Source organism: Embleya sp. NPDC005575, assembly GCF_040605455.1.
Taxonomy (GTDB): domain Bacteria; phylum Actinomycetota; class Actinomycetes; order Streptomycetales; family Streptomycetaceae; genus Embleya.
This window is the reverse complement of the sequence record NZ_JBEXCV010000115.1, coordinates 1-17,520: the sequence shown is the minus strand read 5'-3', so window position 1 is coordinate 17,520 and position 17,520 is coordinate 1. Positions and strand designations below refer to the sequence as shown.

19 protein-coding genes are annotated in these 17,520 nt (G+C 68.5%); all 19 read right to left on the bottom strand.

The window, feature by feature from the left end:
• Window positions 1–80 precede the first annotated feature (80 nt).
• A complete protein-coding gene (locus tag ABZS54_RS30320) occupies window positions 81–656 on the bottom strand; it encodes a DUF2550 domain-containing protein (RefSeq protein WP_355543081.1) in 576 nt (191 codons plus the stop codon).
• Between the two features lie 84 nt (window positions 657–740).
• A complete protein-coding gene (locus ABZS54_RS30315) occupies window positions 741–1,115 on the bottom strand; it encodes a F0F1 ATP synthase subunit epsilon (protein ID WP_020549140.1) in 375 nt (124 codons plus the stop codon).
• A gap of 205 nt (window positions 1,116–1,320) precedes the next feature.
• Complete coding sequence (gene atpD / locus ABZS54_RS30310; protein ID WP_355543078.1) at window positions 1,321–2,769, bottom strand: F0F1 ATP synthase subunit beta; 1,449 nt, start codon at window positions 2,767–2,769, stop codon at window positions 1,321–1,323.
• A 5-nt stretch (window positions 2,770–2,774) separates the two neighbouring features.
• Window positions 2,775–3,683 (bottom strand): F0F1 ATP synthase subunit gamma, encoded by a 909-nt coding sequence (locus ABZS54_RS30305; protein WP_355543075.1) that lies wholly within the window; start codon window positions 3,681–3,683, stop codon window positions 2,775–2,777.
• 20 nt (window positions 3,684–3,703) lie between these two features.
• A complete protein-coding gene (gene atpA / locus ABZS54_RS30300; protein WP_355543072.1) occupies window positions 3,704–5,347 on the bottom strand; it encodes a F0F1 ATP synthase subunit alpha in 1,644 nt (547 codons plus the stop codon).
• 146 nt (window positions 5,348–5,493) lie between these two features.
• Entirely contained in the window at window positions 5,494–6,309 is an 816-nt protein-coding gene (locus ABZS54_RS30295) for a F0F1 ATP synthase subunit delta (protein WP_355543069.1), read from the bottom strand.
• Complete coding sequence (locus tag ABZS54_RS30290; RefSeq protein ID WP_355543066.1) at window positions 6,309–6,866, bottom strand: F0F1 ATP synthase subunit B; 558 nt, start codon at window positions 6,864–6,866, stop codon at window positions 6,309–6,311. The genes ABZS54_RS30295 and ABZS54_RS30290 overlap by 1 nt, the downstream gene beginning before the upstream one ends.
• 32 nt (window positions 6,867–6,898) lie before the next feature.
• Complete coding sequence (gene atpE, locus ABZS54_RS30285) at window positions 6,899–7,132, bottom strand: ATP synthase F0 subunit C (protein ID WP_355543063.1); 234 nt, start codon at window positions 7,130–7,132, stop codon at window positions 6,899–6,901.
• 79 nt (window positions 7,133–7,211) lie between these two features.
• Window positions 7,212–8,024, bottom strand: coding sequence for a F0F1 ATP synthase subunit A (gene atpB, locus ABZS54_RS30280; protein WP_040876212.1), 813 nt, complete (start codon window positions 8,022–8,024; stop codon window positions 7,212–7,214).
• A gap of 89 nt (window positions 8,025–8,113) precedes the next feature.
• Complete coding sequence (locus ABZS54_RS30275; RefSeq protein WP_020549132.1) at window positions 8,114–8,296, bottom strand: AtpZ/AtpI family protein; 183 nt, start codon at window positions 8,294–8,296, stop codon at window positions 8,114–8,116.
• Window positions 8,297–8,429: 133 nt separating this feature from the next.
• Window positions 8,430–8,795, bottom strand: a complete 366-nt coding sequence (locus ABZS54_RS30270) for a hypothetical protein (RefSeq protein WP_355543059.1) — start codon at window positions 8,793–8,795, stop codon at window positions 8,430–8,432.
• Window positions 8,796–9,027: 232 nt separating this feature from the next.
• A complete protein-coding gene (locus ABZS54_RS30265; protein ID WP_355543056.1) occupies window positions 9,028–10,383 on the bottom strand; it encodes an MraY family glycosyltransferase in 1,356 nt (451 codons plus the stop codon).
• Between the two features lie 209 nt (window positions 10,384–10,592).
• Window positions 10,593–11,876, bottom strand: coding sequence for a serine hydroxymethyltransferase (glyA, locus tag ABZS54_RS30260; RefSeq protein ID WP_355543053.1), 1,284 nt, complete (start codon window positions 11,874–11,876; stop codon window positions 10,593–10,595).
• Window positions 11,877–12,015: 139 nt separating this feature from the next.
• Window positions 12,016–12,666, bottom strand: coding sequence for a low molecular weight phosphatase family protein (locus tag ABZS54_RS30255; protein WP_355543050.1), 651 nt, complete (start codon window positions 12,664–12,666; stop codon window positions 12,016–12,018).
• Window positions 12,663–13,310 (bottom strand): L-threonylcarbamoyladenylate synthase, encoded by a 648-nt coding sequence (locus ABZS54_RS30250; RefSeq protein ID WP_355543047.1) that lies wholly within the window; start codon window positions 13,308–13,310, stop codon window positions 12,663–12,665. The genes ABZS54_RS30255 and ABZS54_RS30250 overlap by 4 nt, the downstream gene beginning before the upstream one ends.
• A 145-nt stretch (window positions 13,311–13,455) precedes the next feature.
• Window positions 13,456–14,301, bottom strand: coding sequence for a peptide chain release factor N(5)-glutamine methyltransferase (gene prmC / locus ABZS54_RS30245; protein WP_355543044.1), 846 nt, complete (start codon window positions 14,299–14,301; stop codon window positions 13,456–13,458).
• 10 nt (window positions 14,302–14,311) lie between these two features.
• A complete protein-coding gene (prfA, locus tag ABZS54_RS30240) occupies window positions 14,312–15,379 on the bottom strand; it encodes a peptide chain release factor 1 (protein WP_355543041.1) in 1,068 nt (355 codons plus the stop codon).
• A 155-nt stretch (window positions 15,380–15,534) separates the two neighbouring features.
• Complete coding sequence (gene rpmE / locus ABZS54_RS30235; protein WP_355543038.1) at window positions 15,535–15,759, bottom strand: 50S ribosomal protein L31; 225 nt, start codon at window positions 15,757–15,759, stop codon at window positions 15,535–15,537.
• 370 nt (window positions 15,760–16,129) lie between these two features.
• Window positions 16,130–17,520, bottom strand: a 1,391-nt coding sequence (gene rho, locus ABZS54_RS30230; protein ID WP_355543035.1) for a transcription termination factor Rho, incomplete at its 5' end; no start/stop codon positions are given.

The following is a 17,520-nucleotide window of genomic DNA, read 5'->3' as shown; positions in this document are numbered from 1 at the left end:
GAACCGCGAAGTCGGCGACATGCCGTGGGTGCCCGGCGCCAACCGCTGAGTGCCGGCGACCGTCGAAGACGTGTGCGCCGCTAGGCGACGTTGACCCGTTGTCCCGGCGGCGCCGCTTCGAGCCAGGCCAGGAAGCCGGTCAACGCGTCGTCGCTGAGCGCGAGTTCGATCCGCGCGCCGTCGTGTTCGCAGACCAGGATGACCGCGCCCGCGAGCAGCGCCAACTCCTCCTGGCCGGCCGGTTCCCGACGACCGATCACCTGGATGCCGCCGCGCTGCAACACCCGACGCGGGCGCGGCGCGTAACTGAACACGCGGAACCACTCGATCCGGTCACCGCTGTATCGGGCGATCCCGAAGACCCAGCCCTTGCCGTGGTCGGGATCGGCCGACGGCGCCGCCGGATCCCCCTCGACATCGCTCTCCGCCGTCTCCGGGGACGACGACGCGGCGCCCCCCGGGGCCTGCTGCCCGGGTGACGCCGCGGTGGTCGATCCGGCTTCGCCGGCCGGCAATACCGGTGGACGCATGCGAAGCGAACAATCGAAGGTGCCACCCGGTCGCTGGATCAGCCGGCGACGCAGCGCGAATGCCGCGACGCCGACCACCAATACGACGACAACGGCCAGAATCACGCTCAGCACGACGAGGACCATCCGGATCGACCTCCTCGTTCGCGCGTTGAGCAGTGGTCCCGGCCGTGTATCGGTCCGGGCTCTGGTGCTGCGACTGGGTTGTGACTAGTCCCGCCGCTGGGCGGCGAGCAGCCGCGTCTCCGCGCGCCGCTCGGCGCTGGAGTCCTGCGCCGCGCCGGCGCGCTCGAGAGCACGCTCCGCGCGGGCGACATCGATCTCGTCGGCCAGCTCGGTGATCTCGGCGAGCAGCGAGAGGTTGTTGTCCGCGAACGAGATGAACCCGCCGTGGACCGCCGCGATGACGACCGAACCGTCGGCCTGACGGATCGTCACCGGGCCTGATTCGAGCACTCCGAGAACCGGCTGGTGACCGGCCTGGATGCCGATGTCGCCGTCCGCGGTGCGTGCGATGACGATGGTGGCCTCGCCGGACCACACCTTGCGGTCGGCCGCGACCAGCTCGACGTGCAGCTCAGCCAACGTGGCTCCTCATGTCGGGTCGAAGACACGCTGGTCTTCGCCTCCGCCCTCACGGGACGGGTGGTGTTCAAGGATAGTGGCCCGGACGGGCCTGGCTCCAACCGACTCAATCGCCGGCGGGTTCCGCAGGGCCGGGACGGCCCTGCCGGGAACCGACACGAGGGGCGGACCCGTTCGGGACCGCCCCTCGTCGATCAGGCGATCGTCAGCCCTTGTTGAGCTCGGCGATCTTCTTCTCGAGGTCGTCCAGCCCACCGAGCATGAAGAATGCCTGCTCGGGAGCGTGGTCGTACTTGCCGTCGGCGATCGCGTTGAACGCCTCGATGGTCTCGGACAGCGGAACGTCCGAGCCGTCGAGCCCCGTGAACTGCTTCGCCACGTGGGTGTTCTGCGACAGGAACCGCTGGATACGACGCGCGCGGTGCACGGTGAGTTTGTCCTCTTCGGACAGCTCGTCCATACCCAGAATCGCGATGATGTCCTGGAGGTCCTTGTACTTCTGCAGGATGTTCTTGACCCGCATCGCGCAGTCGTAGTGGTCCTGCGCGACATAGCGCGGGTCCAGGATCCGGGACGTCGAGTCCAGCGGGTCCACGGCCGGGTAGATGCCCAGCTCGGAGATCGGACGGGAGAGCACGGTCAGCGCGTCGAGGTGCGCGAACGTGGTCGCCGGAGCCGGGTCGGTGAGGTCGTCCGCGGGGACGTAGATCGCCTGCATCGAGGTGATCGAGTGACCACGCGTCGAGGTGATGCGCTCCTGGAGGGTGCCCATCTCGTCGGCGAGCGTCGGCTGGTAACCCACCGCGGAGGGCATCCGGCCGAGCAGCGTCGACACCTCGGAACCGGCCTGGGTGAACCGGAAGATGTTGTCGATGAACAGCAGCACGTCCTGCTCCTGCACATCGCGGAAGTACTCCGCCATGGTCAGGGCCGACAGCGCCACCCGCAGACGGGTACCCGGGGGCTCGTCCATCTGGCCGAAGACGAGCGCCGTCTGGTCGTAGACGCCCGCTTCCTTCATCTCCTCGATCAGGTCGTTGCCCTCACGAGTGCGCTCGCCGACGCCGGCGAACACCGACACACCCTCGTGCAGACGGGCGACACGGACGATCATCTCCTGGATGAGCACCGTCTTGCCGACGCCCGCACCACCGAACAGGCCGATCTTGCCACCCTTGACGTACGGGGTGAGCAGGTCGATGACCTTGATGCCGGTCTCGAACATCTCGGTCTTCGAGTCGAGCTGGTCGAAGGCCGGCGCCTTGCGGTGGATCGGCCAGCGCTCGGTGACCTCGAAGGTCGCGCGGTCCACGTCGAGGACCTCACCGAGGGCGTTGAACACGTGGCCCTTGGTGACGTCGCCCACGGGGACGGAGATCTGCGCGCCGGTGTCGGTGACGACGGCGCCGCGGACGAGGCCGTCGGTCGGCTGCATGGAAATCGCGCGCACGATGCCGTCGGCAAGGTGCTGCTCGACCTCGAGGGTGAGCGTGGTCTTGCCCTCCCCCTCGCCCTGGCCCGTGAGGTCCAGGTCGACGTGCAGCGCGTTGTACATCTCCGGCATCGCGTCGACGGGGAACTCCACGTCGACGACCGGGCCGATGACGCGGGCAACGCGGCCCGTGGCAGCGGCCGTCTCAACAGTGGCAGTCATGATGTCTAATCACTCCCCGCGGTCGCGTCGGCCAAGGCGTTGGCGCCACCGACGATCTCGCTGATTTCCTGGGTGATCTCGGACTGGCGAGCGTTGTTCGCCAGACGAGAGAGGGTCCGGATGAGGTCTTCGGCGTTCTCGGTCGCCGACTTCATCGCCCGCCTGCGGGCCGCGTGCTCGGAAGCGGCGGACTGCAGCAGGGCGTTGAAGATGCGGCTTTCGACGTACCGCGGCAGCAGCGCGTCGAGAACACCCTCGGCCGAGGGCTCGAAGTCGTAGAGCGGGAAGGGACCGCCGGCCGGCGGCTCGTCCGTCTCCTCGACCGCCAACGGGAGCACCCGCACCGCGACCGGGCTCTGCGTGAGCATGGAGACGAACTCGGTGCTGACGAGGTGAATCTCGTCCACACCGCCCTCGTCGGTGGGCGTCACGAACGCGTCGATCAGCTCACCTGCCACCTTCTTGGCGTCGGAGTACTCGGGGCGGTCGGAGAATCCCTTCCACTGCCCGGCCAGATCCACATCGCGGAACTGGAAAAACCCGATGCCCTTGGACCCGATCACGTAGCGGCTGACCGTCTTGCCCTCGTCCTCGAGCAGCTTGGTGAGCTGCTCGGCGGCCTTGATGGCATTCGAGTTGTAGCCGCCCGCGAAACCGCGGTCACTGGTTACCAACAGCACCGCGGCCCGAGTGGGCCGCTCCACCGAGGTGGTCAACGGGTGCTGCGTGCTGGAGAAGGTGGCGACCGCGGAAACGGCGCGCGTCAGCTCGTCGGCGTACGGCTTGGAGGCCGCGACGCGCTGCTGCGCCTTCACGATCCGCGACGCCGCGATGAGCTCCTGGGCGCGCGTGATCTTCTTGGTCGCCGACACGGAACGGATCCGACGCCGGTAGACCCGAAGTTGGGCTCCCATTGGTCAGGGTTCTCCGTTCTTTACTCGGACTTGGCCACGTGACGGGTGATCTTCTCCTGGCCGACGTCTTCCTTCGTCAGCCCGGCAGGCGTCACGTCCTGGATCAACGGCTCGCCGTCAAACTTGGTGAACGTCTGCTTGAAGGCTTCCACCGCGTCGGTGAGCGCCATCACGGTGTCGTCTTCCAGCTTGCCGGTCTCCACGATCCCGGTCAGCAGGGCCGCGTGCTTGTGCTGCACGTACTCGTGCAGCTCCTTCTCGAAGCGGCGGATGTCCTGCACCGGTACGTCGTCCAGCTTGCCGGTGGTGCCGGCCCAGATCGAGACGACCTGGAGCTCGATCGCGAACGGCTCGAACTGCCCTTGCTTGAGCAGCTCCACCATGCGCGCACCGCGCTGGAGCGAAGCCTTGGAGGTGGCGTCCAGGTCGGAACCGAAGGACGCGAACGCCTCCAGCTCGCGGTACTGGGCCAGGTCGACGCGAAGTCGACCCGCGACACTCTTCATCGCCTTGATCTGCGCGGAGCCACCGACTCGCGAAACCGAGATACCGACGTTGACCGCGGGGCGCACGCCCTGCAGGAACAGGTCGGACTCCAGGAAGCACTGGCCGTCGGTGATCGAGATGACGTTGGTCGGAATGTACGCCGACACGTCGTTCGCCTTGGTCTCGATGATCGGGAGACCCGTCATCGAGCCGCCGCCGAGCTCGTCCGACAGCTTCGCGCAACGCTCGAGCAGACGCGAGTGCAGGTAGAAGACGTCACCGGGGTACGCCTCACGCCCCGGCGGACGACGCAGCAGCAGGGACACGGCGCGGTACGCCTCGGCCTGCTTCGACAGGTCGTCGAACACGATCAGAACGTGCTTGCCCTGGTACATCCAGTGCTGGCCGATGGCCGAACCGGTGTACGGGGCCAGGTACTTGAAGCCGGCCGGGTCGGACGCCGGGGCGGCGACGATCGTCGTGTACTCCAGCGCGCCGGCCTCTTCGAGCGAGCGGCGCACGGACGCGATGGTCGTGCCCTTCTGGCCGATCGCGACGTAGATGCAGCGAACCTGCTTCTTCGGGTCGCCCGAGCGCCAGTTGTCGCGCTGGTTGATGATCGTGTCCAGGCAGACCGCGGTCTTGCCGGTCTGCCGGTCGCCGATGATCAGCTGACGCTGGCCGCGGCCGATCGGGGTCATCGCGTCGATCGCCTTGATGCCGGTCTGCATCGGCTCGTGCACCGACTTGCGCATCATGACGCCGGGGGCCTGCAGTTCGAGGGCGCGACGGCCCTCGGACGCGATCTCGCCCTGGCCGTCGATCGGCTGGCCCAGCGGGTCGACGACGCGACCCAGGTAGCCGTCACCGATCGGGACCGACAAAACCTCGCCCGTACGACGGACCTTCTGGCCCTCTTCGATGCCGCTGAAGTCACCGAGGATGACGACACCGATCTCGCGGACGTCGAGGTTCTGCGCCAGACCGAGGGTGCCGTCCTCGAACTTGAGCAGCTCGTTCGTCATGACCGAGGGCAGGCCCTCGACCTTGGCGATACCGTCGTACGCCTCGGTGACGGTACCGACCTCTTCGCGCGCGGCCGTCTCCGGCTCGTACGAGGCGACGAAGCGCTCCAGCGCGTCCCGGATCTCCTCCGGCCGGATCGTGAGCTCCGCCATCTGGTGTCCCTGCTCTCCTAGGTGGTGGGGTTAACGGTCCGCTGTCCGTCGCTTGTCGTACGGAACCGCGGTGCTGCTGTGGGGGCCACTGTGCCGCTCCGGGGGTTTTCCCCGGGCGGACGACGACGCCCCTGTCGTCCGGTGTCTCAGCCGGCGAGCCGTCGGCCCGCTTCTTCGAGACGTGTGGTCACGGTGCCGTCGATGACGTCGTCACCGATCTCCACGCGGACCCCGCCGATGACGTCGGCATCGATTTCCACGTTCAGGTGGACCTCGCGGCCGTACATCCGGCCCAGCGCCGCGGCCAAGCGGGTGCGCTGCTCCTCGGTGAGGGGCACCGCGACCGTGACCAACGCGACCATGCGACGCCGACGATCGGCGGCAAGGCGCGCGTACGACTCCAGCCCGTGTTCAAGGTTACGGCTGCGCGGGTGTGCGACAAGCCTGGTGATCAGCCGCCGGGTGACGGGCTGGGCCCGGCCGTCCAGCAGTCCGGAAACCAGTTCCGCCTTGCGCACGTTCGCCACGCTCGGGTCGGTCAGCGCCGAGCGCAGTTCACGCTCGCCCATCACGATCCGACCGAAACGGAACAGCTCGTCCTCCAGGTCGTCGAGCTTCCCGTCGCGCTCGGCGGCGATCAGCTCGGCGGACACCGAGAGTTCGTCGATCGCGTCGACCAGGTCGCGCGGGCTCGACCAACGCGTGCGGACGAGTCCGCCGAGCAGGTCCGCCGTGGTACCGGAGATCTGACCGGAGAGGAGCTGCGCCAGGAAGGCCGCGCGGGCCTCCCCGGAGCGCGTCGAGTCGGTGAGGACCCGACGCAGCGACACCGTCTGGTCGAGCAGGATGACCACGGAGTCGAGCTCCTGGGCCAACTGGACCATGTCGGTACCGGTCGCGGTCGCGAGCGCGTCGAGGCGCTCACGAGCCGCGGCGAGGGATTCCCTGCTGGCGCCCTGCATCAGCGCACCTTCTCCGAGGTCGCCGTTGCGGAAGCCTTGGCCTCCAACTCGTCGAGGAAGCGGTCGACGACCCGACGCTGACGCGCCTCGTCCTCGAGCGACTCCCCGACGATGCGCGACGCGAGGTCGACGGCCAGCCGGCCGACGTCCTGACGCAGCGCGTTCTGGGCCTGGTTGCGGTCGGCCTCGATCTGGGTGTGGCCGGCGGTGACGATCTCGTCCTTGATCCGCTGGCCTTCGGCGCGCATCTCGGCGATGGCGACGGCACCCTGTTCGCGGGCGTCCTCCGTGAGGCGACCGGCCTCACGACGGGCTTCGGTCAGCTGGTCGCGGTAGCGCTCCAGCTCGGCCTGGGCCTCCGCCTGCGCCTCTTCGGCGCGCTTGAGACCGCCCTCGATGGCGTCCGTACGGTCCGCCAGCGTCTTGGCGATCTTGGGAAGGAGCATCTTCCACAGGAAGCCGAAGACGATGAGGAACGCCACGCCACCGATGATGATCTCGTCGAGCGGCGGGAGAAGAGGGTTCATCTTCTCTTCGCTGTTGGCGAGGAAAATCACGGTGTGAGGACCTTCCGTCCGTAGCGGATGAATCAGGTGCCGTAGACGAACGGCATGACGACGCCGATGAGGGCGAGCGCCTCGGCGAGGGCGAAGCCGAGCAGCATGTTCTGGCGGACCAGACCGGCGGCCTCGGGCTGACGGGCCATGGCCTGGACACCGTTACCGAAGATGATGCCGATACCGATGCCGGGGCCGATGGCGGCGAGGCCGTAACCAATGGAACCGAGGCTGCCATGTACGCCTTCGGCGGCGAGGTTCATCATGGGAACTGATCCTTTTTTCGAGGCCGATGGACGATCCACCGGACGACGGTCGAGGAGGGAAAGGGGTCTGCGGGGTCTCTCAGTGCTCGGCTTCGAGCGAGCTGGAGATGTAGGAGGCCGCGAGCAGCGTGATGATGTACGCCTGCAGCGCCTGGATCATCAGCTCGAAGGCGGTCAGGATGACGACCACGAGGAACGAGGTCGCCGAGAAGAGCGCCCCGATGTGGAAGCCGAGCAGGTACCAGGCGCCGACGCTGAAGGTGACGATCAGCATGTGTCCGGCGAACATGTTCGCGAACAGTCGGACCGCCATGGTGAACGGCCGGGTGATCAGACCCTGCAGCAGCTCGATCGGCGCGAGGAGGAAGTAGATCGCCTTCGGCAGACCGGGCGGGAACATCATGTTCTTGAAGTAACCGACGAAGCCCTGGTTCTTGATGCCCAGGACCAGGTAGGTCACGTACACGACGCCGACGATCGATGCCGGGAAAGCGATCCGCGAAGTCGCGGGGAACTGGGCGAACGGGATGATCGCCATCACGTTCATGACCCAGACGAAGAAGAAGATCGAGAAGAGGAAGGGGACGTAGGGGTCGCCCTTCTTGCCCATCGTCTCCCGCGAGATGTTGTCGCGAACGAACAGGTAGCCCAACTCGCCGACGTTCTGCGCGCCGCGCGGCACCATCTTGGGCTTGGCGAACGCGCTCCAGAAGAAGCCGATCACCAGCAGCATCGAGATGAGCGCGAGCAACATCGGCTTCGTGAAGTCGAAGGCCCCGATGGAGAAGATCGGCTTGAACTCGAAGACGTTCAGCCCGGGCGAGGGGAAGCCGCACCCGGAGAACAGGTGACATCCGCTCTCGCTGGCGAGCGTCTGGACGTCAGCAGTCACCACCGACTCCTTCGTCGTGAAGCATGATTTCGGCTACCTCGATGTGTCGGCGTGGCGAGGGCCACGGAGCGGCACGCAACAGGGCCCGGTCAGGAGGACCTGCCGTGGCGGACAAAGACAAGAACCAGGGACAGAGCGATTCCGACGACCAGGCCGATCGGCAGGAACAGGGCGGAGTGGCCCGTCCACCGGTCGATCAGCCAGCCGATGCCGCCGTAGAACAGCATGCCGCTCAGCAGGTAACCGACACTCGACCATGCGGCACCGTCCATCGCCCGATTCTCTCGGTCCGGTGGACGGGGGCCTCTCTCGCTCATGACGCCCCGGACATTAGCAGTACCTGCGTCGCGTCTACATACCCGGTCCGCGGACCCCGTGCCGCTCTCGACCGACGACGTGCGTGTGTCATCGCTCTCCGTCCGGTTCGACGTAGGCGATCTTCAGCCGGGTGAAGACCCAGACCTGCGAGGCGACCCAGACCAGCGTGGCCCCGAGAATCGTGAGTCCGAACACCTTCGTGTCGAACGCCTTGGTGTCCTTGAACAGGAACAAAACCAACCCCAACAGCAGGATCTGCACGATGTACGTGAAGAGCGCCATGTTCATCATCATGAGGGGGTTGTTGCGCGAGATACGCCCGATCGCCAACTGGCCGATCGCGAAGAAGGCCAGGACGACGACGGTGGCGAACACCGCGCCGAGCAGTCCTTTGCCACCGGCCGCAAAGAAAGCCGCGATGGCCGCGATTACTCCGGCTGCGGTCGTGCACACGACCGAACCTCGGAGAAGGCGGACGTCATTGGCCTGCATGTCGGTGACTCCGGCATCAGTGGGGGGCATGGGGAGGATCAGCCGCCCGAACAAGCGCTCGGAACGACGCAACGCTCGGGAATGGCCATAGGGGCGAACCCTCGTTGCTGGGGGTTCATCGGCCGTTGATCCTGGTTCGTGAACGATATCACAAACTATTTGAGCAGAGCTTTACCCGTTCGTGTGTACAAGCTCACAGCCCTCCACCACCCTTTCGCGTCCCCCTGCCAACCGGAAAATGCCCAGGTCGGGAGGGATCTCCGGGCTTCTCTGAGGGGCCTGTGACGGGTGTGGCGGATGCTCCGTTCAGCCGTACGCCGTCTGATTCGCCGGGAACGATCCGATCAGCCGGAACGTTCGCGCCGCGCCCGCGCCGCCGGAGCCGGCGATAGCGCGGCGGAACCACGTTGTTCAACTCGGTCGGCACGTGCGGCTTGAACCTCGGCAACATCAGGATCACCAGCCCCAGGGCGATCAGCCCCAGGCCCGCGTAGATGATCGGACGCCGTTCCGGGCGGACCGAGATGAGCACGGTGAACGACGCGATCAGGCCGGACCAGAAGTACATGATCAGTACGGCGCGGCTGTGCGAGTGGCCGATCTCCAGGAGCCGGTGGTGCAGGTGGCCCTTGTCCGCGGCGAACGGCGAACGCCCCGCCCAGCCGCGCCGGCCGACCGCCATCACCAGGTCCATCAACGGCACCACCAGCACCGCGAACGGCAGCACCAGCGGGATGTAGACCGGCACCAGCTTGTGCGTGGTGAAGGTCAGCGAGCCGTCGTTTTGCGCCATGATCGCGCCCGGGTCGATCCGACCGGTGACGGTGACCGCCGCGGCGGCCAGCATCAGGCCGATCAGCATCGAGCCGGAGTCGCCCATGAAGATCCGCGCGGGGTGCAGGTTGTGCGGCAGAAAGCCCACGCACATCCCGATCAGCAGTGCGGTGAACAGCGTCGGTGCGGCGGCGGCGGAGACGCCGTAGCCGAACCAGAGCCGGTAGGAGTAGCCGAAGAAGGCGATCGCGGCGATGCACACCATGCCGGCCGCGAGGCCGTCCAGGCCGTCCACGAAGTTCACCGCGTTGATCGTGATGACCACTATCCCGATGGTCAGCAGCGTGCCCTGGGTCGGCGTCAGTCCGACCGTGCCGTAGCCGGGGATGGGCAGCCACAGGATGACGATGCCCTGCCAGACCATCACGCCCGCGGCGAGCGCCTGACCGAGCAGCTTGATGATCGCGTCGACGCCCCACTTGTCGTCGATCACACCCAGCACCGAGATCAGCGTGCAGCCGGACAGCAGTGCCTGCACATCGGTCGAGGAGGTGAACACGTCCCGGAGCACCGGCAGATGCCGTGCGACCAACAGACCCGCGCACAGGCCGCCGAACATCGCCAACCCGCCCAGGCGCGGCGTCGGCTCCTTGTGCACGTCGCGCGCTCGGATCTCGGGCATCGCGCCCGCGGCGATGGCGAACCGGCGGACCGCGCCCGTCAGCAGGTAGGTCACCGCGGCGGCGACGAACAGCGTGAGCAGGTATTCGCGCAAGACTCAACCGTCCCCGGCTTCGGCACATCCCAGCGGCAGCACGGGCATCAGACTAGAGGTGCCGCCGCTCCCCGGGAGAATCACACATCTTCACCGGCGAGGGACGATCGCACAATGCTCGGTGGCGCCACCACCGGCCCGTCGCCCCACACGTAACCACAGTCACCCCGGTCCCAGCCACCCCGGGGCCGGATTCCCGAATCCACGCCTCACCGGCGCGGGTAGGCCGGACGGGTCGCGACGAGTTCGCCGACCGCCGCGCGCACTTCGCGCAGCACGCTCTCGTCGTCCTCACGCACCGCCCGGCCGATCAGCAGGGCGATCTCCTTCATGTCCGTCTCGGTCATGCCCTGTGTGGTCACCGCGGCCGTGCCGACCCGGATCCCGGACGCGATCATCGGCTTGACCGGGTCGAACGGGACCGCGTTCTTGTTCAGCGTGATCCCCGCCCGCCCGCAGCGGCGTTCCGCGTCGCTGCCGCTGACCCCGATCGGCCGCAGGTCCAACAGCGCGAGATGGGTGTCGGTGCCCCCGGAGACCGCCCGCAGGCCCTCCGCCTGGAGGCCCTGTGTCAGAGCCTGCGCATTGGCCACCACACGACGCGCGTACACCCGGTACGCCGGGGTCGCCGCCTCGCCCAGCGCGACCGCCTTCGCGGCCACCGCGTGCATGTGCGGGCCGCCCTGGCTGAACGGGAACACCGCCCGGTCGATCCGGTCGGCGAGTTCCTCGCGGCACAGGATCAGTCCGCCGCGCGGACCGCGCAGCACCTTGTGCGTGGTGCACGTGACGATGTCCGCGAACGGGATCGGCGAGGGCACCGCGTCGCCCGCGACCAGGCCGATGAAGTGGGCCGCGTCCACCATCAGGTAGGCGCCCACCTCGTCGGCGATCTGTCGAAATGCCGCGAAATCGACAAGTCGTGGATATGCGGTGGCGCCGCACACGATCAACCTCGGCCGATGCGCCCGGGCCAGGTCCCGGACCTGGTCGTAGTCGATGCGCTCGTCCCTCTCGCGGACCCCGTAGGCGACCGCGTGGAACCAGCGCCCGGAGAAGTTCACCCGGGAGCCGTGGGTGAGATGCCCGCCGTGCGGCAGCGACATGGCCAGGATCGTGTCGCCCGGTACCAGCACCGCCGCGTAGGCCGCCAGGTTCGCGGCGGTGCCCGAGTGCGGCTGCACGTTGGCGTGCTCGGCGCCGAACAGGGTGCGTGCCCGGCGTACGCCCAGTTCCTCCGCGCGGTCCACCTCGGCGCAACCGCCGTAGTAGCGCCGTCCGGGGTAGCCCTCGGCGTATTTGTTGGCGAGCGTGCTGCCGAGTGCGGCCAGCACCGCCGGGGAGGTGAAATTCTCGCCGGCGATCAGTTGCAGACCGCCGCGTTGCCGGGCCAACTCGCCCAACAGCACCTCGGCGATCTCCGGATCCTCCTCGTGGAGGGCGGCGAAGTCCGGTCCCCAGAAGGGAGTTGACGTGGAGTCGGGAGTGCCCATGGGACTGCTCCTCAAGGCCGCAGGGACGTCTCCACCATATGCCGGGTGTCGGGACACGCACAGGCTCTTCCCGAGCCGATTCGGGCCCGTTGCCGGCCGCGCGCTGCACATGCTCGCGACCCGCGCGCCGACCCGTCGATCAGAGGCTGTGCGCGGGGTACCCGGTGAGCGCGGTGAGCACCGGATCCAGGGCCGACCCGATGTCGGAGGCACAGGCCCGGAAGACGCTCAGCGGCGCGCCGTACGGGTCGGCCACCTCGTCCCACTCGGGATCGGGTGCGGCCAACCGGCCGCGCAGCGCCGCGGCGGCCCGCACCAGCGAGCGCCCGCGCTGGACCAGATCACGCTCGGGGTAGGGCGCCCGCTCCAGCACCGCGACCAACCGGGTGAACTCCTTGAGCGTGAACGTACGCAAACCCGAGGCATGCCCCATGGACACCACGTGCGCGCGGTGATCCAGCGTCGCGGTGAGCACCAGGTCCGCCTCGGCGACGTGCTCGTCGAGCAGCTCGCGGCCGTGGAAGTCGCCCGGATCGGCGCCGTATTCGAGCAGCACCTCGGCCGCGTGCGGCTCCATCGGCGCGCCTTCGTGCCCCCAGGTCCCGGCGCTCTGCACGCTGAGCCGGACCGCGTCGTCGGCGGCGAGCCGGCGCTCCAGGCCGAGCCGCGCCAGCCGCTCCGCGATCGGCGAGCGACAGATGCTCCCCGTGCACACGAACAGGATCCGAAACGAGTCGGGCGCGGACCCGTACGGCCCGTAGGAGTGCCCCACGGGTGGCGGCGGGGTCAATTCACGCCCTCCAGGTCGGGAACGACCTCGCGCAACGTCTCCAGCGACAGGGCACCCGCACGCAGCAGCCGGGGGCGGCCGGCGGTCAGATCGATGATCGAGGACGGCGCGGTCGAGGGGCACGTGCCGCCGTCCAGGTACACCGCCACGGAGTCGCCGAGCTGGGCCTCGGCCTCGTCGACCGTGGTCGCCGCCGGATTGCCGGACCGGTTCGCGCTGCTGACCGCCATCGGGCCGGTCTCGGTGAGCAACTCGATCGCGACGGGATGCAGCGGCATCCGCACCGCGACCGTGCCGCGCGTATCGCCCAGGTCCCACATCAGCGACGGCTGGTGGAACGCGACGATGGTGAGCGCGCCCGGCCAGAACGCGTCGACCAGTTCCCAACCGACCTCGGGAAAGCCGGTGACCAGCCCGTGCAGCGTGTTCGGCGAGCCGACCAGCACGGGCGAGGGCATGTTGCGGCCCCGACCCTTGGCGTCCAGCAACGCGTGCACCGCGTGCGGGGTGAACGCGTCCGCACCGATGCCGTACAGGGTGTCCGTCGGCAACACGACCAGGTCGCCGCGCTTGATCGACCCGGTCGCCTCACGCAGCCCGAGCCCACGGTCCATCGCGTCGGAGCAGTCGTAGCGTCGGCTCATCGGGCACTTACCTCCTGATGCGGTACGGGCGGTACAGGCAGTACCGGCGGTACAAGCGGTGCGTACGGTGCCGGCAACGCGGGTGCTGCCGGTGGTGCGATCCGCGCTGCCGGTGCGGGCGGTGCGGATGTGCGGGGCGCGCGGTTCACGCGCCTTCCTTGCGTGCTGTGGTGAAGCGCGGGCGATTGGTCAGGTCGCGGTGATCGGCCGCGTCCACCCAACCGGCTTCCTCGTTGAAGATCCACGGCACCGCGCCACCCTGGGTGTCCGCATGCTCGACCACCACCAGGCCGCCCGGGCGCAGTAGCCGGTAGGCGGTCTTGGACAGGATCCGGATGAAGTCCAACCCGTCCGGTCCGGAGAACAGGGCCAGCTCGGGATCGTGGTCGCGGGCCTCGGGCGCCATCTCGTCCCGCTCGTCCAGCGGGACGTAGGGCGGATTGCAGATCACCAGGTCGACCGTGCCGTCCAGCTCCGGCAGCGCGGCGAGCGCGTCGCCCCGGTGCAGGATCACCCGCGAGCCGCTCGCGTTGCGCGCGGCGTAGCGGTGCGCGTCCGGGTCCAGCTCGACCGCGTGCACGACCGAGCGCGGCACCTCCTGGGCGACCGCGAGCGCGATCGCACCGGAGCCGGTACACAGGTCGACCACGAGCGGTTCGGCCACGTCCATCGCGCGCAGCGCGTCTATCGCCCAGCCGACCACCACCTCGGTCTCCGGGCGGGGCACGAACACACCCGGGCCCACCTGGAGTTCGAGGTAGCGGAAGAACGCGCGCCCGGTGATGTGCTGCAACGGCTCACGGGCCTCCCGCCGCGCGATGGCCTCCCAGAACCGCGCGTCGAAATCGCCGTCGGCGACGGTGTGCAGGGCGCCGCGCTTGACGCCGTGCACGAACGCCGCGAGTTCCTCGGCATCGAAGCGCGGAGAGGGAACGCCCGCGTCGGCCAGTCGCAGGGTGGCCTGGGCCACCTCGGCGAGCAGCAGATTCATCTCGTCTCCGTTATTGGTGGGCGAGTCGGGCGGCCATGTCGGCGTCCACACACGCCTGGATGACCGGATCGAGATCGCCGTCGAGCACCTGGTCCAGGTTGTACGCCTTATAGCCCACGCGGTGGTCGGAAATCCGGTTTTCGGCGAAGTTGTACGTCCGGATGCGCTCTGAGCGGTCCACCGTGCGGACCTGGCTGCGACGCACGTCGGAGGCCTCCTTGTCGGCCTCCTCCTGGGCCGCGGCGAGCATCCTGGCGCGCAGGATGCGCATCGCCGACTCCTTGTTCTGGAGCTGGCTCTTCTCGTTCTGGCAGGAGACCACGATGCCGGTCGGCAGGTGCGTGATGCGCACGGCGGAGTCGGTGGTGTTGACCGACTGGCCGCCGGGACCGGACGAGCGGTACACGTCGATGCGCAGGTCGTTGGCGTTGACCTCGACCTCGACGTCCTCGGCCTCGGGCAGTACCAGGACGCCGGCCGCGGAGGTGTGGATGCGGCCCTGCGACTCGGTGGCCGGCACCCGCTGGACGCGGTGCACGCCGCCCTCGAACTTCAGCCGGGCGTAGACGCCCTCGCCGGGCGCGGGGTTGCCCTTGGTCTTGACCGCGACCTGGACGTCCTTGTAGCCGCCGAGATCGGACTCGTTGGATTCGAGGATCTCGGTCTTCCAACCGGCCCGCTCGGCGTAGCGCAGGTACATCCGCAGCAGGTCGCCGGCGAACAGGGCCGACTCCTCGCCGCCCTCGCCCGCCTTGACCTCCAGGATCACGTCCTTGTCGTCGGCCGGGTCGCGCGGCACGAGCAGCCGGCGCAGCTTCTCCGCGCACTCCTCGCGGCGCTGCTCGGCCTCCTCCGCCTCGGCGGCGAAGTCCGGGTCCTCGGCGACCAGTTCGTGTGCGGCCTCGACGTCGTCGGCGGCACTGGACCACTGCCGGTAGGCGTCCACGATCGGCCCCAGTTCGGCGTAGCGCCGCCCGAGGTTGCGCGCGCGCGTCTGGTCCGTGTGCACGGCCGGATCGGCGAGCTGTCGCTCCAGGTCGGCGTGCTCGGCGAGCAGGTCGTCCATCGCCTCGAACACTGGGGGCTCCTCTGGGGTATGGCCGCGAACTCGGCGGGATCGGCGACGCGGTGGCGGGATCGGCGGGAGGCCGAACGGGCGGACAAACGAACGGCGCCGGAGGGGCGGGACGGACCTTGGACAAGGCCCACCGCTCCTCCGGCGCCGCGGGGTCGCTACTTGTTGCCGGCCACCGGCTGCTTGCCGAAGCGCTTCTCGAAGCGCGCCACACGGCCACCCGTGTCGAGGATCTTCTGCTTGCCCGTGTAGAACGGGTGACACTGCGAACAGACCTCGACGCGGATCTGGCCGCTGGTCGCGGTGCTGTGCGTGGTGAACGTCGAGCCACAGCCGCAGGTGACGGTGGTCTCCACGTACTCGGGGTGGATGTCGGGCTTCACAGGAGTCTCCTTGAGGTTCGGGAGGGCGCCGGGTCGTACACCCGAGTGGGCGTCACGTGAACCGGGGCCGACAGAGCAGTCTGCCAGGAGGGGGCGACCGGACCCAAATCCGGGTCTGTACCGCCCAACCACGACCGGGGTCGTGGCATTCCCTCCTGGCCGACGCCGTGTCTGGAGTTGCGTCTTGTTTCGTATGTTCCTTACGACCGGTCCGAGGACCTGGTCGTTCGGCCGGGCGTGGTCTTCGGACTGCGCCGATCCGGGAGCGACCCCCGGACCCCACGCCCAGGCCGACTAGTCGTTCGGCATCGGCGTCGTCTTCAGACTGTGCCGATCCGGGAGCGACCCCCGGACCCCACGCCCAGGCCGACTAGTCGTTCGGCATCGGCGTCGTCTTCTGGATCTGCATCAGGAACTCGCCGTTGCTCTTGGTCTTCTTCATCTTGTCCAGAAGCAGCTCGATGGCCTGCTGCTGGTCGAGTGCGTGCAGCACCCGGCGCAGCTTCCAGACGACCGCGAGTTCGTCCGAGGCCATCAGGATCTCTTCCTTGCGGGTGCTGGACGCGTCCACGTCCACCGCCGGGAAGATGCGCTTGTCGGCGAGCTTGCGGTCGAGCTTGAGCTCCATGTTGCCGGTGCCCTTGAATTCCTCGAAGATCACCTCGTCCATCCGCGAGCCGGTCTCGACGAGCGCGGTGGCGAGGATGGTCAGCGAGCCGCCGTTCTCGATGTTGCGCGCCGCGCCGAAGAACTTCTTCGGCGGGTACAGCGCGGTCGAGTCGACACCACCGGACAGGATTCGGCCGGAGGCGGGCGCCGCGAGGTTGTACGCGCGGCCCAAGCGGGTGATCGAGTCGAGCAGCACGACCACGTCGTGGCCCAGCTCGACCAGGCGCTTGGCCCGCTCGATGGCCAGCTCGGCGACGATCGTGTGGTCCTCGGCGGGCCGGTCGAAGGTCGAGGAGATGACCTCGCCCTTGACCGAGCGCTGCATGTCGGTGACTTCTTCGGGGCGCTCGTCCACGAGCACGACCATCAGGTGGCACTCGGGATTGTTCACGGTGATCGCGTTGGCGATCGCCTGGAGCACCATCGTCTTGCCCGCCTTGGGCGGCGCGACGATCAGGCCGCGCTGGCCCTTGCCGATCGGCGACACGAGGTCGATGATCCGCGTGGTCAGCGCGCTGGAGTCGGTCTCCAGGCGGAGCCGGTCCTGCGGGTACAGCGGGGTGAGCTTGTTGAAGTCGGAGCGCTGCCGCGCCTGTTCCGGCTCCATGCCGTTGACCGTGTCCAAGCGCACGAGGGCGTTGAACTTCTCCCGACGCTCGCCGTCGCGCGGCTGGCGCACCGCGCCGACGATCGCGTCACCCTTGCGCAGGCCGTTCTTGCGGACCTGGGCGAGCGAGACGTACACGTCGTTGGAGCCGGGCAGGTAGCCCGAGGTCCGCACGAAGGCGTAGTTGTCGAGGATGTCCAGGATGCCCGCGACGGGGACCAGGACGTCGTCGTCGGCCAGCACGGGCTCGTTGGTCTCGAAGCCCTCGCGGCCGCCGCGGCGACGGTTGCGGTCGCGGTAGCGGCCACGACGCCGACGGCCGCCACCCTCGAAGTCGTCGTCCGGACCCATCGGGTCGTTGTCCTGCTGCTGCTGTTGCTGCTGCTTGCCGCGCTCGCCGCCGCGATCGGCCCGCTCGGCGCGGTCGCTGCCACGCTCGGCGCGGTCGCTGCCACGCTCGCCGCGCTCGTTGTTGCTGCGGTCGC